This window comes from Pseudomonas sp. 3MAES_34.3B (genome assembly GCF_058145875.1).
On sequence record NZ_CM176960.1, the window covers coordinates 3,354,424 to 3,375,667 of the forward strand.

Annotated in this window: 21 protein-coding genes; 20 read left to right on the top strand and 1 reads right to left on the bottom strand. The window is 65.4% G+C overall.

Annotated elements, in window-relative coordinates; translation table 11 throughout:
• The first annotated feature begins 39 nt into the window (after positions 1-39).
• The 4 genes from AC3Z8Y_RS14640 (at position 40) to AC3Z8Y_RS14655 (ending at position 5,496) form a co-directional block, all read left to right on the top strand.
• Positions 40-3,048: a PAS domain-containing protein gene (locus AC3Z8Y_RS14640; RefSeq protein ID WP_490086429.1), complete on the top strand. Its 3,009-nt coding sequence runs from the start codon at positions 40-42 to the stop codon at positions 3,046-3,048.
• A gap of 96 nt (positions 3,049-3,144) precedes the next feature.
• On the top strand, positions 3,145-3,993 hold the full coding sequence (locus tag AC3Z8Y_RS14645) for a transporter substrate-binding domain-containing protein (RefSeq protein ID WP_490086430.1): 849 nt from the start codon (positions 3,145-3,147) through the stop codon (positions 3,991-3,993).
• Between the two features lie 33 nt (positions 3,994-4,026).
• Positions 4,027-4,749, top strand: a complete 723-nt coding sequence (locus tag AC3Z8Y_RS14650; protein WP_490086431.1) for an ABC transporter permease — start codon at positions 4,027-4,029, stop codon at positions 4,747-4,749.
• Positions 4,750-4,758: 9 nt separating this feature from the next.
• Entirely contained in the window at positions 4,759-5,496 is a 738-nt protein-coding gene (locus AC3Z8Y_RS14655; RefSeq protein ID WP_490086432.1) for an ABC transporter permease, read from the top strand.
• A gap of 50 nt (positions 5,497-5,546) precedes the next feature.
• Here the strand turns inward: AC3Z8Y_RS14655 and AC3Z8Y_RS14660 are convergent, their stop codons facing one another.
• Positions 5,547-5,753, bottom strand: coding sequence for a DUF2934 domain-containing protein (locus AC3Z8Y_RS14660; RefSeq protein WP_490086433.1), 207 nt, complete (start codon positions 5,751-5,753; stop codon positions 5,547-5,549).
• Between the two features lie 198 nt (positions 5,754-5,951).
• Between AC3Z8Y_RS14660 and AC3Z8Y_RS14665 the strand changes: the two genes are divergently transcribed.
• The 16 genes from AC3Z8Y_RS14665 to gspD all read left to right on the top strand — a co-directional run bounded on the left by AC3Z8Y_RS14665 (position 5,952) and on the right by gspD (position 21,243).
• A complete protein-coding gene (locus AC3Z8Y_RS14665) occupies positions 5,952-6,974 on the top strand; it encodes an acyl-CoA dehydrogenase (protein WP_490086434.1) in 1,023 nt (340 codons plus the stop codon).
• Complete coding sequence (locus AC3Z8Y_RS14670) at positions 6,971-7,735, top strand: PIG-L deacetylase family protein (RefSeq protein WP_490086435.1); 765 nt, start codon at positions 6,971-6,973, stop codon at positions 7,733-7,735. Before AC3Z8Y_RS14665 ends, AC3Z8Y_RS14670 begins: the two co-directional genes overlap by 4 nt.
• Positions 7,732-8,331 carry a class I SAM-dependent methyltransferase gene (locus tag AC3Z8Y_RS14675; RefSeq protein ID WP_490086436.1) on the top strand — a complete coding sequence of 200 codons (600 nt, stop codon included), beginning with the start codon at positions 7,732-7,734 and terminating at the stop codon, positions 8,329-8,331. The genes AC3Z8Y_RS14670 and AC3Z8Y_RS14675 overlap by 4 nt, the downstream gene beginning before the upstream one ends.
• Positions 8,328-8,990, top strand: a complete 663-nt coding sequence (locus AC3Z8Y_RS14680; RefSeq protein WP_490086437.1) for a glycosyltransferase family 2 protein — start codon at positions 8,328-8,330, stop codon at positions 8,988-8,990. The genes AC3Z8Y_RS14675 and AC3Z8Y_RS14680 overlap by 4 nt, the downstream gene beginning before the upstream one ends.
• 340 nt (positions 8,991-9,330) lie before the next feature.
• Positions 9,331-11,055, top strand: coding sequence for a subtype B tannase (locus AC3Z8Y_RS14685; RefSeq protein ID WP_490086438.1), 1,725 nt, complete (start codon positions 9,331-9,333; stop codon positions 11,053-11,055).
• 141 nt (positions 11,056-11,196) lie between these two features.
• Positions 11,197-12,918 (top strand): type II secretion system ATPase GspE, encoded by a 1,722-nt coding sequence (gspE, locus tag AC3Z8Y_RS14690; RefSeq protein ID WP_490090008.1) that lies wholly within the window; start codon positions 11,197-11,199, stop codon positions 12,916-12,918.
• 1 nt (position 12,919) lies between these two features.
• Positions 12,920-14,137: a type II secretion system inner membrane protein GspF gene (gene gspF, locus AC3Z8Y_RS14695; protein WP_490086439.1), complete on the top strand. Its 1,218-nt coding sequence runs from the start codon at positions 12,920-12,922 to the stop codon at positions 14,135-14,137.
• Positions 14,138-14,152: 15 nt separating this feature from the next.
• Positions 14,153-14,581, top strand: a complete 429-nt coding sequence (gene gspG, locus AC3Z8Y_RS14700; protein ID WP_490086440.1) for a type II secretion system major pseudopilin GspG — start codon at positions 14,153-14,155, stop codon at positions 14,579-14,581.
• 6 nt (positions 14,582-14,587) lie between these two features.
• The gene (locus AC3Z8Y_RS14705) at positions 14,588-15,031 is read left to right on the top strand and encodes a GspH/FimT family pseudopilin (protein ID WP_490086441.1); all 444 of its coding nucleotides are present in this window, start codon (positions 14,588-14,590) and stop codon (positions 15,029-15,031) included.
• Positions 15,028-15,399, top strand: a complete 372-nt coding sequence (locus AC3Z8Y_RS14710) for a prepilin-type N-terminal cleavage/methylation domain-containing protein (protein WP_490086442.1) — start codon at positions 15,028-15,030, stop codon at positions 15,397-15,399. Before AC3Z8Y_RS14705 ends, AC3Z8Y_RS14710 begins: the two co-directional genes overlap by 4 nt.
• A complete protein-coding gene (locus tag AC3Z8Y_RS14715; protein WP_490086443.1) occupies positions 15,396-16,022 on the top strand; it encodes a type II secretion system protein GspJ in 627 nt (208 codons plus the stop codon). The genes AC3Z8Y_RS14710 and AC3Z8Y_RS14715 overlap by 4 nt, the downstream gene beginning before the upstream one ends.
• The gene (locus AC3Z8Y_RS14720; protein WP_490086444.1) at positions 16,019-16,762 is read left to right on the top strand and encodes a type II secretion system minor pseudopilin GspK; all 744 of its coding nucleotides are present in this window, start codon (positions 16,019-16,021) and stop codon (positions 16,760-16,762) included. Before AC3Z8Y_RS14715 ends, AC3Z8Y_RS14720 begins: the two co-directional genes overlap by 4 nt.
• A complete protein-coding gene (locus AC3Z8Y_RS14725) occupies positions 16,759-17,862 on the top strand; it encodes a PilN domain-containing protein (RefSeq protein ID WP_490086445.1) in 1,104 nt (367 codons plus the stop codon). The genes AC3Z8Y_RS14720 and AC3Z8Y_RS14725 overlap by 4 nt, the downstream gene beginning before the upstream one ends.
• Positions 17,837-18,454: a type II secretion system protein GspM gene (gene gspM, locus AC3Z8Y_RS14730; RefSeq protein WP_490086446.1), complete on the top strand. Its 618-nt coding sequence runs from the start codon at positions 17,837-17,839 to the stop codon at positions 18,452-18,454. Before AC3Z8Y_RS14725 ends, gspM begins: the two co-directional genes overlap by 26 nt.
• Complete coding sequence (locus AC3Z8Y_RS14735; RefSeq protein ID WP_490086447.1) at positions 18,451-18,933, top strand: hypothetical protein; 483 nt, start codon at positions 18,451-18,453, stop codon at positions 18,931-18,933. Before gspM ends, AC3Z8Y_RS14735 begins: the two co-directional genes overlap by 4 nt.
• Before the next feature lie 69 nt (positions 18,934-19,002).
• Positions 19,003-21,243: a type II secretion system secretin GspD gene (gspD, locus tag AC3Z8Y_RS14740; protein ID WP_490090009.1), complete on the top strand. Its 2,241-nt coding sequence runs from the start codon at positions 19,003-19,005 to the stop codon at positions 21,241-21,243.
• Position 21,244 lies beyond the last annotated feature (1 nt).

Genomic DNA, 21,244 nt, shown 5'->3' on the forward strand with positions numbered 1-21,244 from the left:
TTCTCGGCGGATTCAAGGCGTGGCCAGGGCAGCAGTACCATGACACAAACCGACATTACCTTCGCGCTGGGCTTTCTCTCCGGCGGCGGCGAAATGGGCGCGCGCATCCGCGCCTTCGATTGGGCCAGCACGCCGCTGGGTAACCCGCAGGGCTGGCCCCAATCGCTGCAGTCGGCCATGAGCATCTGCCTCAATTCCAGCCTTCCAACGGCGATCTACTGGGGGCCGGACCTGCGCCTGCTTTATAACGACGCCTGGGCATTCGTGCCGGGTGAGCGCCACCCAGGGTGCCTGGGCCAACCCGCTGCCCAGGTGTGGGGCGACATCTGGCACATCGTTGGGCCGCAGTTGAATCAGGTACGGCACAGCGGTGAGGGCATCACCGTGTTCGACCAGTTGCTGCCGATGATGCGAAACGGTGAAGTGACCGAAAGCTACTGGAACTACAGCCTTACGCCTATCCGCGGTGAAACGGGTGACATCGCGGGCATTTTCAATCAGGGCCACGACACCACCCAGCGCGTGTTGCATGAGCGCCAGCGTGAAGCCGACCTGGCCCGCCAAAAGCGAATGTTCGAGCAGGCCCCAGGCTTCATGACCATATTGCGCGGCCCCGAGCATGTGTTCGAGTTTGTAAACAGCGCCTACCTGCGGCTGTTCGGGCACAGGGATTTTATCGGCAAGCCTATCCGTGAAGTATTCCCCGAGCTTGAAGGCCAGGGCTTTTACGAGTGGCTGGACCGCGTGTACACCACGGGTGAACGTTTCGTGGCCAAGCGCACCCCGATCATGCTGGCCTATGAGGGGGCGCCCAGCGAACAGCGCTACCTGGACTTTATCTACGAACCGCTCACGGACGAAGCCAACCGGGTGATCGGCATCTTCTGCGAAGGCTTTGACGTGACCGAAGCGCACCTGGCCCAGGCCGCGCTCGCTGCCAGCGAAGAGCGTTTTCGCGCGGCACTGGCCATAGATACTGTCGGCGCGGTGTTCTTCACCGACGACGGCGTATTGACAGACGCCAACGAGGCCTTCCTGCGCATGAGCGGCTACAGCCACGAGGACGTGCAGGCCGGCCGGTTGAACTGGAAGATGCTCACCCCGGCCGAATGGCGCCGGCCCTGGCTCAAGGCAATGGCAGAACTGAAGGCCAGCGGAGTCGCCACACCGTTCGAGCGCGAACATTTGCGCAAGGACGGCAGCCGCTGGTGGTCGTTGGTTGCGGCCAAACGCCTGCCGGACGGCAGCTGTTTCGAACTGGTGGTGGACATCAGCGCCCGGGTGCGCGCCGAGGAAGCCCTGCGCGAACAAACCCGTACCCTGGAAACCCTCGACCAGATCAACAAACTGTTGGCCGGCGACCTGGACCTTGAGCGGGTGGTGCAAACCTTGACCGATGCCGGGGTAGCGCTTACAGGCGCCCGGTTCGGCGCGTTCTTCCATAATGTGCTGGACGACAGTGGCGAGCACCTCACCCTGTTCACGCTTTCCGGCGCAGAACGGGAGCAGTTTTCCTCCCTCGGCGGGTTGCGCGCCACGCCGGTGTTCGCGCCAACCTTCCGTAACGAAGGGGTGGTGCGCTCCGACGATATTCTTGCCGACCCTCGCTACGGGCAGCGTGGCCCCCACCACGGCATGCCCGAGGGCCATCTGCCGGTGCGCAGCTACCTGGCGGTGTCGGTGGTATCCCGGGCAGGCGAAGTGCTCGGCGGGCTATTTTTCGGGCACCCCGAACCCGGCCGCTTTGGCGAGCGCCACGAGCGGGTAATGGTGGCCCTGGCTGCCCAGGCCGCTATCGCCATCGACAACGCACGGCTGTTCCAGCAAGTACAAACCGCCAATGAAACCCTCGAGCAGCGGGTAGCCGAGCGCACCGAAGAGCTCACCCAGGCACACGAGGCCCTGCGCCAAGCGCAGAAAATGGAAGCAGTAGGGCAGCTCACGGGGGGCATTGCCCACGACTTCAACAACTTGCTGGCGGGCATTATCGGGGGGCTGGAAATCGTCGAACAGCGGCTCAGGGCCGGCCGTTCGGATAACCTCGATCGCTTCCTCAAGGGCGCTCAGAACTCCGCCCAGCGGGCGGCCGCACTCACCCAGCGACTGTTGGCGTTTTCCCGCCGGCAAACCCTGGCGCCCCGGCCCCTGGACGTGAACCAGCTGGTGATGGGCATGCAGGAGTTGATCGGGCGTACGGTGGGCCCGGCGATCGAAGTGCGAGTGAGCGTCACAGCGGGCCTGTGGCCAGCCTGCGTTGACGCCCCTCAATTGGAAAGCGCACTGCTGAACCTGGCCATCAACGCGCGGGATGCCATGCCTGCGGGTGGCCACATCACACTGGAAACCAGCAACCTGCACCTGGACAGCAAAGCTGCCGCAACCTATGACCTTCCACCGGGCGAGTACCTGCGCATTGGCGTGACAGATACCGGCGCGGGCATTCCCGGGAACATCATCGAGCGGATCTTCGACCCCTTCTTCACCACCAAACCCATCGGCCAGGGCACCGGGCTGGGCCTGTCGATGGTGCATGGCTTCGTGCGCCAGTCTGGCGGCCAGGTGCGGGTTCATTCCGAGGTAAACCTGGGCACTACGGTTAACCTTTACCTGCCCCGCTACCTCGGTGAGACGGTGCCGGAGGGCAAGCCTGTACCCCTCGCCGCGGCGGAAACTGGCATGGGCGAAACCGTGCTGGTGATTGATGACGAGGCCACCGTGCGCATGCTGATGGTGGAGGCGCTGCAGCACGCCGGTTACCGCACCCTGCAGGCCAACGATGGGCCAGCCGGCCTCAAGCTGCTGGCAAGCGAGCCCCGCATCGACCTGCTGGTGACTGATGTGGGCTTGCCCGGTGGCATGAATGGCCGCCAGGTGGCTGACGCGGCGCGCGTGGCACGCCCTGCGCTTCAAGTACTGTTTGTGACCGGCTTCGCCGAGCATTCGGTGCTGGCTGCGGGAGACCTGGAAGATGGCATGGCCGTTTTGAGCAAACCTTTCTCGATGGCCAGCCTGGCAGCGAAGGTCGCCCGGATGCTCGGCAACGCCTGAGCCTTTTGCGTTTTTGTTGTGCCGTTGCGGTAACAGCTAACCTGTGAATGTGTCGAAACGGGGCGCGGTTATCCATCACCACACAGGAACGCAACGATGCGAAAGAGCGATAAACACTGGGCCATGGGGCTGCTTGCGGCCTGCCTGCTGGCAACCGGAACGGCCCATGCCAAGGAGTGGAGCCGCGTAAACATTGCCACTGAAGGCAGCTACGAGCCCTGGAACCTCACCCTGCCGGGGGGAAGGGTGAGCGGCTTCGAGCCTGAACTGATGGAGGTGCTGTGCCAGCGCATGAAGCTCGAATGCGTGCTGAAGGTACAGAACTGGGACGGGATGATCGCCAGCCTCAACGCAGGCAAGTTCGACGTGTTGATGGATGCGATCGTGATCACCGAGGAGCGCAAGCAGGTGATGGCGTTCTCCACCCCTTATGCCCGCACGCCCGCCAGCTTCGCGGCCATGGACGCTAACCTCTTGCCCGGCAAGCCTGGCAAGGAAGGCGCCATCACCCTGGCCAATGACCCCGCGCAGATCAAGCCGGCCGTCGAAGCGTTGCGCAAGGCACTGGACGGCAAAACCATCGGCATCGCCTCCGGCACGGTGTACACGCCGTTCATCGACGAGTACTTCAAGGACGTGGCCACGGTGCGCGAGTACAGCACCTCGGCGGACGCGATCCTGGACCTGAACGCCGGGCGTATCGACGCGGTGTTCGACGACGTGACCTTCCTCAATGCCACCCTGGAAAAGCCCGACAATAAAGGCCTGACGTACACCGGGCCGGAGATTGCCGGGCCCATCTGGGGCGAAGGCGAGGCGTTGGGCTTTCGCAAGGCTGACACCGACCTCAAGGCTCGTTTCGACACCGCCCTCAAGGACGCCATTGCCGATGGCACGGTCAAGCGTTTGAGCGAGAAGTGGTTCAAGGTAGACCTCACCCCGTAATCGCCCTTGCCCGACCACGAAGGAGGCACCCGCATGACGCTTGTGGAGTTACTGGGCTTCAGTGAACACGGCTGGGGCCCGACGCTGCTTCAAGCGGCAGGCATGACCTTGGTGCTCACGGCTGTTGCGCTGTTGATTGGCGCGGTGGCCGGCGCCTTGGTGGCGATGGCCAAGTTGTCATCGCGGCGGGCGCTGCGCTGGCTGGGTGAGCTGTATTCCATGCTGTTTCGCGGTATTCCGGAATTGCTGGTGATCTACCTGTTCTACTTCGGCGGCGCCACCATGGTGTCGGCGGTGGCCTACTGGTTTGGCGGCGGTGGCTACATCGACGTGCCGCCCTTCGCGGTGGGCGCGCTGGCGGTGGGGCTGATTTCGGGTTCGTACCAGGCCGAGGTGTACCGCGGCGCGTACCTGGCAGTGCCCAAAGGCGAACTGGAAGCGGCCAGCGCGATCGGCATGTCCCCTGCCCTGCGCCTGCGCCGGGTACTGATCCCGCAGGTGCTGCGCTTTGCCCTGCCCGGCCTGGGTAACGTGTGGCAGATGAGCCTGAAGGATTCGGCACTGATATCGGTGATCGGGCTGGTGGAGCTGATGCGCGCCAGCCAAGTGGCGGCGGGCTCGACTCGCCAGTATTTCACCTTTTACATCGTGGGCGGCCTGGGCTACCTGATGCTTACCTGGCTGTCGGGCCGGGTGTTCGCCGCTGCTGAAGCCCGCGTGCGCCGCACCCGCCGCGCCAATGCGATGCACTCCTGAGGGCCTGTAGTGATCGACGTCGAATTTCTCGGTAGCACCCTTCTCAAGCTGATGGGGGCGCTGCCGACCACGCTCGGCTTGTTCTTCGCCTCACTCGCGCTGGGGTTGTGCCTTTCGCTGGGGGTGGTGGCCTTGCGGGTGAACCGGCGGCCCTGGTTGAGTTACCCCGCGCGCGCCTATATCGCACTGTTTCGCGGTACTCCGTTGTTGGTGCAGATGTTCCTGATCTACTACGGCCTGGGGCAGTTTCCCGAGGTGCGCCAGAGCTTCGCCTGGGTGGTGCTGCGCTCGCCCTATGCCTGCGCCGTACTCTCGCTGGCCTTGTGTACCGCAGGCTATACCGCCGAAATCATCCGCGGTGGCCTGCTGAGCGTGCCTCAAGGGCAGATCGAAGCGGGCTTGGCCATCGGGCTCTCCCGCTGGCAGTTGCTGCACCGAATCATTGCCCCCATCACCTTGCGCCAGGCGCTGCCGTCGTACTCCACGGAGGCGATTCTGCTGGTCAAATCCACGGCGCTGGCCAGCCTGGTTACCGTATGGGACGTTACTGGCGTTGCCCAGCAGATCATCCAGCGCAGCTACCGCACCCTTGAGGTGTTCGCCTGCGCCGCAGCGATTTACCTGGTACTGAATTTCCTGGTAGTGCGCGCGGTGGCGTGGCTGGAGCACCGGCTGGCCGTGCCGACGCGCCCCTTGGAAAGCGATGCCCCGGCCCAAGCCACGGCGCCCCTGCCGACCGACCCCTGACGCTGACTGTGCTGAACCGGCTCGGCCTGCCTACCTGCCCGCCATCAGGCTTAAGGCTTGGGCATCGGCTGCGCCACGCCGCTTTCTACCCCACCGGATGCATCGTCGAGGGTATCGGCGTTGCTGGTATCGCTCGCTTCGGATTCCAGCTCGTCGCTGGCCTGCTTCCAATGCGAATGCGCCGCGCCTTCCGGGCGGCCTTCGCGTTCCCAGAGTTCGTACGCACGGTCTCGGATCCTGCTTTCGTCCACGCTCATGGCCGTAGTCCTCGTTCGCTGATGGGTGTTCCCACATCGACCCGGCAACGGGCCGTAAGTTGGATGAAAGCGATACCGTGCCGACGGCTGGCCAGGCCCGCCGAGGCTTCTGACAGAAAGCACGCGGGCCGATGAAATGTGCTGAACCCGTTGCGCTTGTGCAACTCCTATACAAAACGCAGCGACGGGACACTTTTGATGAGCACAGCAGCGGCTTACCGCGGCCAGGGTACCGCTCGCCCCACAGGCGAGCCGATTGCCAGCGCCGAGGTGGATATCGAGCGGTACCTGCGTGACCTGATCGACACCGGTAAGGCCCCCCTGCCATTGCCCGGTGGGGGTCACACCTTGCAGCGCTGGCGGGCCCTGGCACAGGTCGCCGCCATTGACCTCTCGCTGGTGAAGTTTTACGAGGCGCATACCGACGCACTGGCGATCCTCGCTGAACTGACGCCCCGACAGGCCATAGGTGAGGGCTTGTGGGCTGTCTGGGCTTCCGAACCGCCCAATGTACGGGTGCGGGCTGAACGTTCGAGCGGTGGCCAGTTGCGCTTGCACGGCACCAAAGCCTGGTGCTCAGGCGCTGCGCAGGTCGATCACGCGCTGGTCACGGTATGGAGCGCCAACGACGAGCCCTGGTTGGCGGCGGTCGACCTGCACCAACCCGGGATCGAGATAGTCGACGGCGCCTGGCAGGCAGTGGGCATGGCGGCCACGGCCAGCCTCGACGTACGCTTCGATGGCGCCGTGGCACAGGTGATTTGCGCCGGTGACGGTTACCTTCAGCGGCCGGGGTTCTGGCAAGGCGGGGCCGGCATCGCTGCCTGCTGGTACGGCGCCGCTACCCGCCTGGGCGAATACTTGCGCGACGCCAGCAAAACCGACCCCCATGCGCTGGCCCATCTGGGCGCCGTGGATGCCAGTTTGTCCATGGCTGCCGCCAGCCTGCGTGAGTGTGCGCAGTGGATAGATACCCACCCCACCCATAACGCCGAGCTGCCGGTACGGCGGGTGCGCGCCCAGGTCGAACATACCGTGGAAGCCGTGCTGCGCCATGTGGGCCGCGCCCTGGGCGCTACCCCGTTCTGTCGCGACCGCCACTTTGCCCGGCTCGCCGCCGACCTTCCTGTATTCGTGCGCCAAAGCCATGCCGAGCGTGACCTTGCCGCTTTGGGGGCCCTGAGCCGCCAACCCTCCCAGGCCGGAGACTGGCGCCTATGAGCAACGCCGAAAATCTTATACAAACCGAAGGCACCCCGCTGGAGGCCTGGCAGCGCTCCCGGCGCCTGGCCGCAGTGCCGGCCATCAGCCTCGATGAACTGGCCCCGCCAGGCCACCGGGTGGTGGTAGTGGCCCCTCACCCCGACGACGAAGTGATCGCCTGTGGTGGCTTGCTGGCGGCGCTGACAGAGCGCGAGCAGGAATTGCTGTTGGTGTCCGTGACCGATGGCGAAGGTAGCCACCCCGGCTCTCTGGACTGGCCGCCGGAGCGCTTGCGTCAGGCCCGTTACGCCGAAAGCGAGGCGGCCTTGCGCGCCCTGGGCCTGGCGCCGGAGCGGCTGGCATGGCAGCGCCTGCATGCACCTGACAGCCAGGTGGGCGACGACGAGGCCGGCCTTGCCGCCGCCCTGAGAGCGCTGCTGCGGCCCACCGACCTCGTATTCACCACGTGGCGGCTGGACGGCCACTGCGACCACGAAGCCGTTGCCCGCGCCTGCCTGGCCGCCACCGCAGACGCAGGGGCGCAATTGCGCGAAATTCCCGTATGGGCCTGGCATTGGGCTACCCCCGAGGACGATCGCCTTCCCTGGGGACGGGCCCGACGCCTGGCACTGACGCCGCAGTGGCTGGCGCGTAAACAGGCGGCGCTTCATGCGCATCAGAGCCAGCTCCACCGCGACCCCACCACCGGCGCCGACCCTGTATTGAGCGAAGAAGCTCTTCGGCGATGGCTGCAACCCTACGAGGTGGTGTTCCTATGACAGACCCGGAAGGCTACTTCAACAACTTGTACGACGGCGACCCTGACCCCTGGGCCTACCGGCGCCGCTGGTACGAGAAACGCAAGCGCGACCTCACCCTCGCCTGCCTCCCGCGCCAACGTTACCGCCGTGGCTTCGAGCCCGGCTGTTCGAACGGAGAGCTGAGCGCGGAGCTGGCCCAGCGCTGCGACCAACTGCTGTGCACTGACCTCAACGCCCAGGCCGTAACCCTGGCGCAAGAACGGTTGGCGGGCATCGAGGGGGTGGACGTGCGGCAGTGTTCGCTGCCCGAAGACTGGCCGGCCGGCGAGTTCGACCTGATCGTGCTGAGCGAAGTAGGCTACTACCTGGCCCCCGACGCCTGGGAGCACGTGGCGGCCCGCGCCGGCAAGAGCCTGGCCGCTGGCGGGTGCGTATTGGCCTGCCATTGGCTGCACCCGATCGAGGGCTGCCAGATGGATGGCCATGTTGTACATCAAATACTGGCGCGGAAGCTGGAACTTGAGCCCTTGATTCACCATCTTGAGAAAGACTTCATTCTGGAACTCTGGGGCCACCAGCCGGTTGGCTTCGATTTAAGCGAGGTGGTCGAATGATCGGCGTTCTGGTCCCGGTTCATAACGAAGAGCAGCTGCTGGGGGCTTGCCTGACTTCCGTGCTCAAGGCAGCCAGGCATCCTGAGCTTGCCGGGGAAGCGGTAGAAATACTTGCTGTGCTGGATGCTTGCACCGATGGTTCGCATGCCATCGCAACGGCCCTGGGCGTGCATACCCTGAGCGTGAACAGCCGCAATGTGGGCCATGCCCGTAGCGTGGGCGCCAGCTACCTGCTCGGCCGCGGCGCGCGCTGGCTGGCCTGCACCGACGCCGACAGCCTGGTGGGCGAAGACTGGCTGTGCAACCAGCTGAAATTCGGCGCCGAGGCCGTGTGCGGTACCGTGCACGTCGAAGACTGGAGCGGCCATTCCGCCGATGTGCAAGCCCGGTACATGGCCAACTACCAGGACCGCGACGGCCACCGGCACATTCACGGCGCCAACCTGGGCGTGTGTGCCAAGGCCTACCGCCGCGTGGGCGGCTTCCGCCCGCTCAGCGCCCACGAGGACGTGCACCTGATCCAGGACCTGGAACGCAGTGGCGCCCGCATCGTATGGACACACCTCAACCGGGTGATCACCAGCGCCAGGTTCGATTGCCGAGCGCAGGGCGGGTTCAGCGATTACCTGAAAGGATTGGCGGAGGGCGTACAGCCCTGATATCAACTTTCTTATAGTCTGATATCAAAAAGCCGGCACTCACGCCGGTTTTTTTATTTCGCCACCGATACATTCAAATAAACAGAACGCATACCTTCTGCACTTCAAAGGCATTACCCCGAAGTTATCCCCGCCCCTATATTCAAGCGCGCCGGCTACGTTCCGGCATTGCTTGCCAATCGGCCCACCATGGGCCGCCATGGGCTTACCTGACAAAAGCAAATCAAAGGTAACTCTGGGCTACGTACGCCGAACGGCGGGGCTCTGCCCTCACGCCTCACCGCTTTGCCTGAACTTCCGTTGGACGATAACAACAACTAACTCTTCAAAGGATATGACCATGCGAATGAACACCGCAGCCAAGCCTTTTGCTCGCGCCGCCTTGTGCCTTGCATTGACTGCCGCACTGGGTAACGCCGCCCACGCCAGCGGCAAAAACAGTGACGATACCTTGAAGTTCGATTCCAGCACGGGCGGTACGGCAGGGTCGGTAACGGTATTCGGGCAGACGGTAACGTACACCGCGTACACCGTGACTTACGTCGCCAAGCCCAACGACCCGGCCCAGCAAGTAATGACGGTTTACATTCCGTCCACCGCGACCCAGGCTTCGCCCATCTTCATGCCGCTCAATACCGGCGGCTATATGCAGCTGGACCTGCTCACCCCCGCTGATGTGACCACCGCCGATGAAACCGGCGCCAACCGCGCGGCGGCCATGGCCTTGGCCAAGGGCATTGTGGTGGCTTCCGCCGCAGGCCGGGGCCGCAACTCCACGTTGGTGGTCGACGGCGTGACCACCGAAGTGGGCGATGGGCCGTCGGCGATCGTGGACCTCAAGGCCGCGGTGCGCTACCTCAAGCACAACGACAAGGCGATGCTGGGCAACGCCGAAAAAATCATCATCAGTGGCACCAGCGGCGGCGGCGCCTACAGCTCCCTGGTGGGCGCCACCGGCGACAGCCCGCTGTACAAGAGCTACCTGAACGAGCTCGGCGCCGCCCAGGAAAGCGACGCGGTCTTCGGCGTGGCGCCCTACTGCCCCATCACTGACCTGAACAACGCCAACGCCGCCTATGAGTACTACTTCAACGGCACCGGTATCACCGTGGCCCATCCCAACGGCGGCACGCTCAACCTGAGCACCAATGACCAGGCGCTGTCCACGGTGATGGCCAACCAGTATGTGGCCTATCTCAATGGCCTGGACCTCAAGCACCCGCGCACCGGTGCGCCGCTCAAACTCAACAGCTACAGCCCGGACGCGGTACGCGGCGGCAGCTATCGCAATTATGTGTACAGCGTGCTGAGCGACTCGGCCACCCGGTTCATTCTGCAGAACGGTTATGTGAACGGTGACGGCAGCCTCAACAGCGCCGGGCAAACCTACATGAGCACCGCGGCCACCATGAACGGCCTGGCGTCCGGGCTCGCGCCGAAGGACTTCATCAGCTGGAATGCGGCCACCCGCACAGCCACCCTCACCAGCTGGAAAAACCTCATGCTGTTCATGAACCGGATGAAGCCGGTGGGCGCCTTCGACAACGGCTTCGCCAGCGTTACCGGCGAGATGGACGCCTTCAACACCGACCCCACGGTGCTCAGCAACGATGTCACCGTGGCCAAAGGCTGGAACCACTTTGACGAGAACCTGGGCGAGGCGATCGCCAAGGCCGGGCTCAAAGGCGTGACCGGCTACACCAGCGTGAAAGGCTTTGTGGTGAAAGACGCAGTGGCCAAGTGGGCGGCGATGATGAACCCCATGTACTACATTGTGAAAAGCCCTCGTAATACCGGCCTTGACGTCAACCCCTACGCTGCCCAGGCCTATGGCTCCAGCGAAGTGGCGCGGCACTGGCGGATCCGTGTGGGCTCCTATGACCGTGATTCCTCACCGTTCGTCAGCCTTAACCTTGCCACCGTGTTGCAGAACCGGGGTGCCGGCGTGAACTACAAGATCGCCTGGAACCAGCCTCACGCCGGTAACTACGACAACAGCGAGCTGATCGCATGGATGCTCAAGGTTGCGAAAAACGATTCGCGTGGCGATTCACGGCACGACTGAGACCACGAGCCTGAACAGGACGTAGCGACAGGGGAGCGCTTGCCGCTCCCCTGCGCGCCTTGCGCTACGAGGGGACGCATGATGCAGGCAACCGAAGCCAAGAAGGCAGGCGGGGGGCAAATGGCGCTGGTTTGTGCGCCGATGCCGGAGCTTTGTGGAGAGGCCGCCGAGCGGGCACTCTGCGACTATCTGGTGGCGGCGGGCCAACTCAAGGCCCTGGACCATGAGCGCGCGCGCCGCTTGTACGTTGGCGCCGACACCGCTTCGCCACCCACCGAAGCCTTCACGGCATTCCTGCTGCGCCTGGGGCTGGTAGCCGAGCGAGACCTGGCGCACGCCTGGGCCAGCCTGCTGAATGTGCCCGTGGTCGATGCCGAGCAGCCGCCGGCGGCGCCAGAGGCACTGCCATCCCTGCCGTTGCGGTTCCTCGAACAGTTCCAACTGGTGCCGGTAAGCAAGGATCCGGACGGCACCTTGCATATCGTGCTGGCAAACCCGGCCGACCCTTACCCGCTCGACGCCATCGCCTACGCCTGTGACTGCCCGGTACGGGTGTCCATCGGCCTGCGCGGCGACATCCAGGCCATGATCGAACGCTATTACGGCCAGGGCCGCTCGGCCATGGGCGCCATCGCCCAGGGCATGGGCAACGACACGCAGTCGCTGGACGACATCGAACACCTGAAAGACCTGGCCTCCGAAGCGCCGGTGATCCGCCTGGTGAACCTGATCATCGAGCGCGCGGTAGAGCTGCGCGCCTCGGACATCCACATCGAACCCTTTGAAAACCACCTCAAGGTGCGCTACCGCGTTGACGGCCTGCTGCAGGAATCCGAAGCGCCGCCGCCCCGCTCCACCGCTGCGGTAATTTCGCGGGTGAAGATCATGGCGCGGCTGGACATCGCCGAGCGCAGGCTGCCTCAGGACGGGCGGATCATGCTGCGCATACAGGGCAAGGAACTGGACCTGCGCGTGTCGACGGTGCCCACCAGCTTCGGCGAGTCGGTGGTGATGCGCCTGCTGGACCGTGCCTCGGTGCGCTTCGACTTCGCCAGCCTGGGGTTCGCCGGCCAGGCATTGGAGAACTTCCTGCCGGTACTCGAACGGCCCCACGGCATCGTGCTGGTGACCGGGCCCACTGGCTCGGGCAAAACCACCACGCTGTACACCGCCCTGGCCCGGCTCAATACCGCCGAGCGCAAGATCATCACCGTGGAAGACCCGGTGGAGTACCAGCTCGAAGGCATCAACCAGATCCAGGTCAAGCCCAGCATTGGCCTGGGCTTCGCCGGCGCCCTGCGCGCCATCGTGCGGCAGGACCCGGACGTGATCATGATCGGCGAAATGCGCGACCTGGAAACCTGTGCCATCGCTATCCAGTCCGCCCTTACTGGCCACCTCGTGCTGTCCACACTGCACACCAACAGCGCGGCGGGTAGCATCACTCGGCTGCTCGACATGGGCGTGGAGGATTACCTGCTCGCCTCCACCCTCAACGGCATCCTGGCGCAACGGCTGGTACGCCGGCTGGACCCCGACCTGCGCGAAGCCTACGAGCCCCTGCCCGAGGTGATCGCCGACTACCAGCTGGAGCGCTACACCGAGGCGCGGCCAATACGCTTGTACCGCCCACGTGCCGGGCTTGCCGGGACCGATGGCTACCGGGGGCGCAGTGCGATCAGCGAGCTGCTGGTGCTCGACGACACCCTGCGCCGCCTGCTCATGCGCCGCGCCGATGCCGCCACGCTGGAGCAGGCCGCCCGCGAACGAGGGATGGTCACGCTCTACGAGGACGGGCTGCGCCAGGCGCTGGCCGGGGTGACCACCCTCGAAGAAGTATTACGTGTGACGCGGGGGGACTGACATGACCCGCTATCGCTACAAGGCGCTGGACGCCGACGGCAGTGCCTCTCAAGGCTTGCTCGACGCCACCGACGAGCACGAAGCGGCGAGCCAGCTTCATGGCCGCAACCTGCTGGTGCTGCAGCTGGTGCCTACTGCCGAGGGGTCACTGGCCGGCCAGGGCTGGCGCGCCTGGTTCACCCGCCCACCGCTTTCCCCCGCCGCGCTGGCGCAGTTCACTCAGCAACTGGCCACCTTGCTGGACGCCGGCCAGCCTCTGGACCGTGCACTCAACATCCTGCTCAGCAACCCGGCGGACGCTCGGGTGGGCGCCTTGCTGGAGCGGGTGCGCGAACACGTGAAGGCGGGCAAACCGTTGTCCTCGGCACTGGGGGAACACCCCGAGCAGTTTTCAGTGTTGTACGTGAGCATGGTCCGCGCGGGCGAAGCGGGCGGTTCGCTGGCGGCCACGCTCACTCAACTGGCGGCGTACCTGGAACGCGCGCAGGCGCTGCGTGGCGAGGTGATCAATGCATTGATCTACCCCGCGTTTCTCGTGGTAGGCGTACTGGGGTCGTTGGCCTTGCTGATGGCGTACGTGGTGCCGCAATTTGTACCCATTTTCGCGGACCTGGGCGTTCCGGTGCCGGTGCTCACCCAAATCGTGCTGTGGCTGGGGCAGGCGTTTTCCGATTATGGCCTGGTGGTGTTGGTAACCGGCGTGGTTGCGCTGTGGTGGCTGCGCGCGCGCCTGGCCGAGCCGGCGCGGCGGCTGCGCTGGGACGCAGGCCTGTTGCGGCTGAAGCTGGCCGGCCCGCTGCTGCAGCGGCTGGAGACCGCGCGGCTGGCCCGCACCTTGGGGACGTTGCTGCGCAACGGCGTGCCGTTGCTGGCTGCCTTGGCCATCGGCCGTGACGTGTGCACCAACCAGGCCCTGCGCGGGGCGGTGGCCGCGGCGGCCGATCGAGTGAAGGACGGCGCGCCGCTGGCTGCCTCGCTGGAGAACAGCCGGCTGTTGCCGCCGCTCGCGCTGCAAATGGTGCAGGTGGGCGAGGAATCCGGGCAACTGGACACCCTCCTGCTCAAGGTCGCCGACGTTTTCGACAGCGAAGCCAAACGCAGCATCGCCCGCCTGCTCGCTGCCCTGGTACCCAGCCTGACCATCGTCATGGCCGCGCTGGTCGCCTTCATCATGCTGGCCATCATGCTTCCGCTGATGAGCCTCACCAGTAATATCTAAAAGGCTGCTACCTGTATGAGAACACTGCCCCCCAACCTCCTTTCCCGCCACCAGCGCGGCTTCACCCTGCTGGAAATGCTCGCGGTGATCGTGCTGCTCGGCATCGTGGCCACGATCGTGGTGCGCCAGGTGGGCGGCAACGTCGACAAAGGCAAATACGGCGCCGGCAAGGCGCAGCTCGCCAGCCTTGGCATGAAGATCGAAACCTACGCGCTGGACGCCGGCGCGCCGCCCAAGGCCTTGCAACAGCTGACGACTCGCCCCGCCGATGCCCGCAACTGGAACGGCCCCTATGCCAAGCCTTCAGACCTGCAAGACCCCTTCGGCCATGCCTTTGGCTACCGCGCGCCGGGGCAACATGGCGCTTTTGACCTGATTTTCTACGGCCAGGACGGCCAACCCGGCGGCGATGGCTATAACGCCGACCTGGGCAGCTGGGAGTAACGGTGTATGGGCCGCCAGGGGGGCTTCACGCTGCTGGAAATGATCGTAGTGATCGTACTGGTGGCGGTGGCCCTGAGCGTGGTGTCGTTTTCCCTGAGCAAAGGGCTGGACAGCCTGCGCGCCCGGGAAGCGGGCCGCGACCTCAGCCTGGCCCTGCGCGCGGCGAGGGCCCAGGCGATTACCGATGGCCAGCCCACCCGAGTGGAATTCGATGTGGCCGGGCGGCGGTATCAGGCACCCGGCCAACCGGCGCACGCCCTGCCCCCGCGCATGGCCCTGCGCCTGACCACCGCCGCTGCGCTGCGCCTGGGCCAGCGAGGTTCTATCCAGTTCTACCCCGACGGCAGCAGCACCGGCGGCAACGTACGGCTCGAGCGGGACGGCCGGGCATGGCGAGTGGACGTGGCCTGGCTTACCGGCGATGTGCGCTGGCAGGAGGTTCAGCCATGAACGGCGTGCGCCAACAGGGCTTCACCCTACTGGAAGTGCTGGCGGCACTGGCCCTGCTCGCGGTGACCTTTTTTGTGGTGATGGGCGGCATCGGCCAGGCCACCCACGCCTTGTTCAAGGACCAGCGCGCCACCCGCCTGGCACTGGCTGCTCACACGGTGCTGGATGCGTCCCTTGACGGCCCACTGCAACCGGGCCAGCAGCAGGGTCGGCTTGAGGACGGGGTGGCCTGGCAGCTGAACATTGCGCCCGTGGGCGGCCATGCGAGGGCGCGGCTGTTCCGGCTCAACCTTACGCTGGAACTGGGCGGGCACGTGGAGCGCTTCAGTACTTTGCGGGTGCAGGGCGTGACGGGGCGCGGCGCATGAAGCGGCTGGCCCGAGGGTTTACCTTGATCGAAGTGTTACTGGCGATCAGCCTGATGGCGATTCTGCTGGTACTGGTGGGTACGGCACTCACCGCTACGCGCAAGACCGTTGCCACCACGGAACGCTTTACCCAAAGGCTGGATGAAGTGCGGGCTGCCCAGCAATTCCTGCGGCGCGAGCTCCAGCAAATCGTGGCATTGCCGATCGACACACAGGCCTCGGGCGCCGCTGCGGTGTTTCACGGTGAACCCAGTGAGATGCGCTACGTGTCGAGCCTGCCGGCGCATCTGGGCGGTGGGCTTTACCTGCAAACGCTGGGCTTGGGCAACCGGGAGGCGGAGCCGTGGCTTGAAGTGCAGCTTATTCAGCTCACAGGGCCCGCGAGCCGTCGGCCCTGGGGCGAGCCACAACGGTTGCTGAGCCAGGTGCAAGGGCTGCGTTTCAGCTACCGCGGGCTGGATGCCCACGGCCGGCTCACCGATTGGTTGCCTCGCTGGCCATGGCCGGAGCGCCTGCCCTTGGCCATCGACGTAACCCTCAAAAGTAAAGGGCCGATCGCCTGGCCACCGTTGCAGGTCGCGCTGCGCCTGCAGCAACAGAGCCCCTTGGTGGCCACCCCATGACCACGCCGCGAAGTGACCTTCGCCAGCGTGGCGTCGCCTTGCTGCTCACGCTCTGGGCCCTCGCGCTGCTAAGCCTGTTGATGCTGCAGATCATCACCACGGTGCGCCTGGAAAACCGGCAAAGCCTGCACCAGCTGCAGCAAGCCCGCGCGGACCTGGTGGCCGAGGCGGGCCTGGCCCTGGCGGTGGTGCACCTCAGCGACCCGCAACGGGAACAGCGCTGGCACGCCAACGGCCAGGCTTATGCCCAGCTGCTTGGGGACAGCCGACTCACGGTCCGGGTGCACAGCGACATGGGCAAAGTGGACCTCAACAGTTCGTCGCCTGAGCTGTGTGCGCAACTGGCCCGCATCCTGGGCGCCAGTGGCCGCGAAGCCGGCCAACTGGCAACGGCCCTTCGGGCGCGCCAGGCCGATGCCGAGATCACGCCGCTACGGGTACTCGAGGAAGCGATGCAGCTGCCGGGCATGAGTAGCGAACTGTTCGAGCGTTTGCTGCCCTACATCACCGTGTGGAGCGGCTATGACGAGCCGGTCGCTGCGCTGGCCTCGGCGCCGGTGCGCGAGGCGCTGGGGCAGAGCCTGGTGGCGATGGCCGACGAGGTGGACCCTGGCCCGGTGTTGAGCGTGACCAGCGAAGCCCAGCTGAATAACGGGGCGCGAGCGACGCTCAGCGCTACCTTTCTATTGACCCTGGACGGCGGCACGCACGCGTATCGCCTGTTGCGTTGGCAGCCATGACTTCCTTTCGAACACACCTGACCAAAGCCCTGCGCCCGGCGCGTCTGGCACTGCATCAACAGTGGCAAGCGTCAGCCTTCCCGCGATTTTTCGCGTGGTGGGGCGAACAGCTTGCCGGTTGCCTGCCCGCTGGCCTGCGTGGCTGGCTGGCCCGTACGGACGAAGCACCGCTGGTGTGCTGGCGGCAGGACTGCCTGTGGCGCCATGGCGAAGCGGGCTGGGCGCCCTGTGGCGCGGGAATGCCCGCTGACAGTGCCTGTGTATTGCTGCTCGAGCCGCGCCAGGCGCTGGTGAGAGCCCTCACCTTCCCGCCGGCTGCCACGCCAAACCTGGCCGACGCCATCGGCTACGAAATGGACCGCCACACGCCCTTCCGTGCCGATCAGGTGTATTACGGCTTCAAACGCCTGCCGGGCAAGGCGCGGGAGCCGGCCGCCGTGGTGCTGGGCGTGGCCCAGCGCGAGCGCCTCGACGCGCTGCTCGACACCCTGGCCGGGCAAGGCGTGCGGCCCCAGGCAGTCGATGTGGCCGCGCCCTCGGGGAACGCCGGGATGGGGCTGAACCTGTTGCCACTCGAACGCCGGCCACCCGGCCACCACCGCACGCGGCAGGTCAATGCTGTGCTTGGCCTGCTGATACTGTGCCTGAGCGTGGTTGCCTTGCAGCTGTGGCTGTACAACCGCGCTGCCGCGCTTGCCGCCATGCAGGAAGAGGTGGCGCGCCTGCGTAACGAAGCCAGCGCCGTACAACAGCTGCGCCAGCAACTGCAGAACGGCCAGGGCGCCACCCGTTACCTGGCCGAACGCCGCCAGGCCACCCCGCCCATCAGCCAGGTATTGAGCGAGCTCACCCGGTGCCTGCCGGCCGACACCTGGCTCAGCCAGTTCAGCCTGGAACCCGACGGCCAGCTCACACTAGGCGGGCAAAGCCCTCACGCCGGCAACCTGATTGCCCAGCTCAAAGGCTGCCCCAGCCTGACCGGGGCGCAGTTCCAAGGCGTGATCCAGCCCGATGAAACCACGGGCGGGGAGCGTTTCTATCTGCTCGCTCACTTGCGCAAGGAGGAGCACCCCGATGCGCCGACCTCTGACACCCCGTGAACAGCGCGGGAGCGCCGTGCTGCTGCTGGGCGCGGCCTTGGCACTCATCTATTGGGGCGTGGTAGAGCCCTGGCTGGTGGCACCCCATCAAGCGATAAGCGAGCAGATGGCCGACGTGCGCCAGGCTCAACGCCGTTATGCGGCCTTGCTCGGCCAGCGCGAAGCGCTGCAAGCCGAGGTAGCCGCGATGCAGCCGGGGGACGTGAGCGAAAACGGCCTGTTGCCCGGCGACGATGCCAGCGGCGCCTCTGCGGCATTGCTGCAACGGGGGGCCGAAGTGATCGCCCAGCATCAAGCCGACGGCGCTGGCTGCGAGTTACTCAACCGTACGCCGCTCACGGACACGCCTGGCGCTGGCCCTTACCCGCAAGTGCAAGCCAGCTTCAACCTCACGTGCGCCATCGAACCGGTCGAAGCCATTGTGTATGACCTGGAAACCGGCACGCCGGCATTGTTCGTCAGCCAATTGCGGGTCGAACGCCCCGCGCAAGCCGCGGATGGGCCCGGCGGGCGGCTGGAGGTGCAGCTGACCGTCAGTGGCTTTGCACACACTCAGGCCAGCCCCAATGCTGGCGGTGAGGAGCCGTTATGACCCGTGCCGATCATCTGCGCTTCAGGCCTTGGCTGCTTGCGTTGGCCGGCGTGCTCATGGCCACGATCCTGGCGCAGGTGCTCGGCCTGGGCCGCGAGCTCACCTGGCTGCCGCCCCTGGCTCAGGACCTGCCTGGGCCGCTGGTCAGCGACGGTGGGCCGGCGGCACCGCCGTTACAGGCGCTGGCCAACACCTGGGAGCAACCGTTGTTCAGCCCCGGGCGGCAGCCGGACGTGAGGCCGATCAGCGACACAACACCGGCGTCGCTGCAAGGCATGGTCCTTACCGGCAGCCTGGTGACTGACACTGTGCGCATCGCACTGCTTCGTGACGCCAGCGGCAAGGGGTTTTCGGTGGCCCAAGGCAAGGCCCTGGCCAATGGCTGGACGCTTGAACGGCTCGACCCCACCGAAGCGCTGTTTGTGCTCGACGGCCAGCAGCAGCGGCTGCGCCTGCGCCCTTCACCGGGGCGCCCTTGAGTGCGGCGCCTACCCCATGGATTCGATCTAGAAGGCGGCGCGATTGCCGCTTCTGCCAGGAGCAACCCTATCGTGACACCGCGTTACCCTATTGCCTGCGTTGCCGCCGTGCTGCTCGCCGGCTGCGTTTCACCGGCCTCCCAGCTTCCTTCGGACAACAGCATGATGCGCGAAGGCCTGGAAGGCACCGGAAGCCAGCGCCCATTGCCCACACCGCCGTCGCCCAATATGCCCGGCAGCGTGGAAACGTCGCCGCGCTCCGCCACCGATAGCCAGATGGTGCGTGGCAGCGCTCGCTTCATCGCGCCAACACCTGCGCCAGCCAGTACCCCCCAGGCGGCGGGGGAGCCCAGCGTGGCCTTCAACTTCAACGAGCAGCCGATTCGCGGGGTGATCAACAGTATTCTTGGGGACTTGCTGCAGGAGAACTACACCATCGCCGATGGGGTAAAGGGCGATGTGACCTTTTCCACCGCCCGGCCGGTGCCCCGGCGCGAAGCCCTGCCGATTCTCGAAACCCTGCTGTCGTGGACAGGCAACGCGCTGGTACGCGACGGCAACCGCTATAACGTGGTGCCGGCGAGCCAGGCCGTTGCCGGCCGCCTGGTGCCTGCCATGGGCATGCCGGCACCGGGCGCGGGGCTCACCGCACGGTTGTTCACGCTCGATTACATTTCTGCTTCGGAGATGGAAAAGCTGCTCAAGCCCTTTGCGCGGGACGGCGCATTCCTGTTGGTAGACCCTGCCCGTAACGTACTGGCGCTGGCCGGCACCGCTGAAGAGCTGGCCAACTATGAACGCACCATCAACACCTTCGATGTGAACTGGCTCAAGGGTATGTCCATCGCGGTGTTCGGCTTGCAACGGGCCAACGTGACCGAGCTGATGCCTGAATTGCAGCGGCTGTTCGGTCCCGAAAGCGGCACTCCGCTGGCGGGCATGCTGCGGTTTCTGCCGATCGAACGCACCAACGCCATCGTGGCCATTTCGCCCCAGCCCGAGTACCTCAACGAAGTACGGCGCTGGATAGAAACCATCGACCGTGGCGGCGGCAACGAGCCGCAGATGTACGTGTATGACGTGCGCAACATGAAAGCCACCGACCTCTCCCGCTATTTACGCCAGCTGTACGGCAACGAGGCGGTGACCGAAGAGGCTGAAGCTCAGGTGGCGCCGGGGCTGCGCACCACCACACTGTCCAGCGGTAGCCGCACGGGCACGGGCAGTTTGGCGGGCAGCAGTAACCTCACCGGGAGCAGCCAGGGTTTGGGCAACCAGGGCAACACTGGCATGTCTTCAGCCCTCAGCAACACCGGCACCGACACTACCCGCAAAACCTCCGAGGACAACAACGAATCCAGCAACGGGGCGAATACGGGCAATGATTCCGGCGTGCGCATTACCGCGCAGAAAAGCAGCAACCAACTGATTATCCGGGCGCGCCCTTCGCAATGGGATGAGATCCAGTCCGCCATCAAGCGCCTGGACAACCCCCCGATGCAGGTGCAGATCGAAACCCGCATTCTAGAGGTGAGCCTCACGGGCGACCTCAGCCTGGGGGTGCAATGGTACCTGGGCAAGCTGGCCGGCAATTCCAGCACCAGCGGGGTAGAAAATACCTCGGGCAGCGGCGGTGGCCTGGGCCAGGGCGGCGCGGCGCTGGGCGCGACCGACGCGCTCTATTACTCCTTTGTGAGCAGTAACCTGCAGATTGCGCTGCATGCCCTGGAGACCAACGGCAACACCCGTGTGCTGTCGGCGCCTTCATTGGTGGTGCTGAACAACCAGCAGGCGCAGATCCAGGTAGGCGCCAATATACCCATCACTCAAACCTCCGTGACCACCACCAGCGAATCCACCTACAGCAGCGTGGAGTACGTGCAAACGGGGGTAATCCTCGACGTGGTGCCACGGATCAACCCGGGTGGGCTGGTGTACATGGACATCCAGCAACAGGTGAGCGACGCCAGCGATACCACGGACGCCAATGGCAACCCGTCCATTTCTACCCGGGCGGTGAGTACGCAGGTGGCGGTGCAAAGCGGGCAGACGGTGCTGCTCGGTGGCTTGATCCAGCAAAGCGAGAGCCAGACCGACAGCAGTGTGCCGTACCTGGGGCGCATTCCCGGGCTGAACTGGCTGTTCGGCAATACCAGCCGCAGCCGCGGCCGGTCGGAGTTGCTGGTGCTGATCACGCCAAGGCTGATTGGCAACAGCAGCCAAGCCAGCCAGGTTACCGATCAATACCGCCAGCAGTTCCAGCTGATCCAGCCCATGGCACCGGTGAGCCGGGCGCAGCCGTTGCTGTAGC

What these genes read in the sequence shown, in the direction of transcription:
- gspE (WP_490090008.1), top strand. Translation starts at nt 11,197, where the DNA reads ATGCCGGAGCTTTGTGGAGAGGCCGCCGAGCGGGCACTCTGCGACTAT.
- AC3Z8Y_RS14735 (WP_490086447.1), top strand. Translation starts at nt 18,451, where the DNA reads ATGACCCGTGCCGATCATCTGCGCTTCAGGCCTTGGCTGCTTGCGTTG.
- AC3Z8Y_RS14680 (WP_490086437.1), top strand. Translation starts at nt 8,328, where the DNA reads ATGATCGGCGTTCTGGTCCCGGTTCATAACGAAGAGCAGCTGCTGGGG.
- gspF (WP_490086439.1), top strand. Translation starts at nt 12,920, where the DNA reads ATGACCCGCTATCGCTACAAGGCGCTGGACGCCGACGGCAGTGCCTCT.
- AC3Z8Y_RS14650 (WP_490086431.1), top strand. Translation starts at nt 4,027, where the DNA reads ATGACGCTTGTGGAGTTACTGGGCTTCAGTGAACACGGCTGGGGCCCG.
- AC3Z8Y_RS14645 (WP_490086430.1), top strand. Translation starts at nt 3,145, where the DNA reads ATGCGAAAGAGCGATAAACACTGGGCCATGGGGCTGCTTGCGGCCTGC.
- AC3Z8Y_RS14675 (WP_490086436.1), top strand. Translation starts at nt 7,732, where the DNA reads ATGACAGACCCGGAAGGCTACTTCAACAACTTGTACGACGGCGACCCT.
- AC3Z8Y_RS14665 (WP_490086434.1), top strand. Translation starts at nt 5,952, where the DNA reads ATGAGCACAGCAGCGGCTTACCGCGGCCAGGGTACCGCTCGCCCCACA.
- AC3Z8Y_RS14705 (WP_490086441.1), top strand. Translation starts at nt 14,588, where the DNA reads ATGGGCCGCCAGGGGGGCTTCACGCTGCTGGAAATGATCGTAGTGATC.
- AC3Z8Y_RS14660 (WP_490086433.1), bottom strand. Translation starts at nt 5,753, where the DNA reads ATGAGCGTGGACGAAAGCAGGATCCGAGACCGTGCGTACGAACTCTGG.
- gspG (WP_490086440.1), top strand. Translation starts at nt 14,153, where the DNA reads ATGAGAACACTGCCCCCCAACCTCCTTTCCCGCCACCAGCGCGGCTTC.
- AC3Z8Y_RS14670 (WP_490086435.1), top strand. Translation starts at nt 6,971, where the DNA reads ATGAGCAACGCCGAAAATCTTATACAAACCGAAGGCACCCCGCTGGAG.
- AC3Z8Y_RS14720 (WP_490086444.1), top strand. Translation starts at nt 16,019, where the DNA reads ATGACCACGCCGCGAAGTGACCTTCGCCAGCGTGGCGTCGCCTTGCTG.
- AC3Z8Y_RS14715 (WP_490086443.1), top strand. Translation starts at nt 15,396, where the DNA reads ATGAAGCGGCTGGCCCGAGGGTTTACCTTGATCGAAGTGTTACTGGCG.
- AC3Z8Y_RS14640 (WP_490086429.1), top strand. Translation starts at nt 40, where the DNA reads ATGACACAAACCGACATTACCTTCGCGCTGGGCTTTCTCTCCGGCGGC.
- AC3Z8Y_RS14725 (WP_490086445.1), top strand. Translation starts at nt 16,759, where the DNA reads ATGACTTCCTTTCGAACACACCTGACCAAAGCCCTGCGCCCGGCGCGT.
- gspM (WP_490086446.1), top strand. Translation starts at nt 17,837, where the DNA reads ATGCGCCGACCTCTGACACCCCGTGAACAGCGCGGGAGCGCCGTGCTG.
- AC3Z8Y_RS14710 (WP_490086442.1), top strand. Translation starts at nt 15,028, where the DNA reads ATGAACGGCGTGCGCCAACAGGGCTTCACCCTACTGGAAGTGCTGGCG.
- AC3Z8Y_RS14685 (WP_490086438.1), top strand. Translation starts at nt 9,331, where the DNA reads ATGCGAATGAACACCGCAGCCAAGCCTTTTGCTCGCGCCGCCTTGTGC.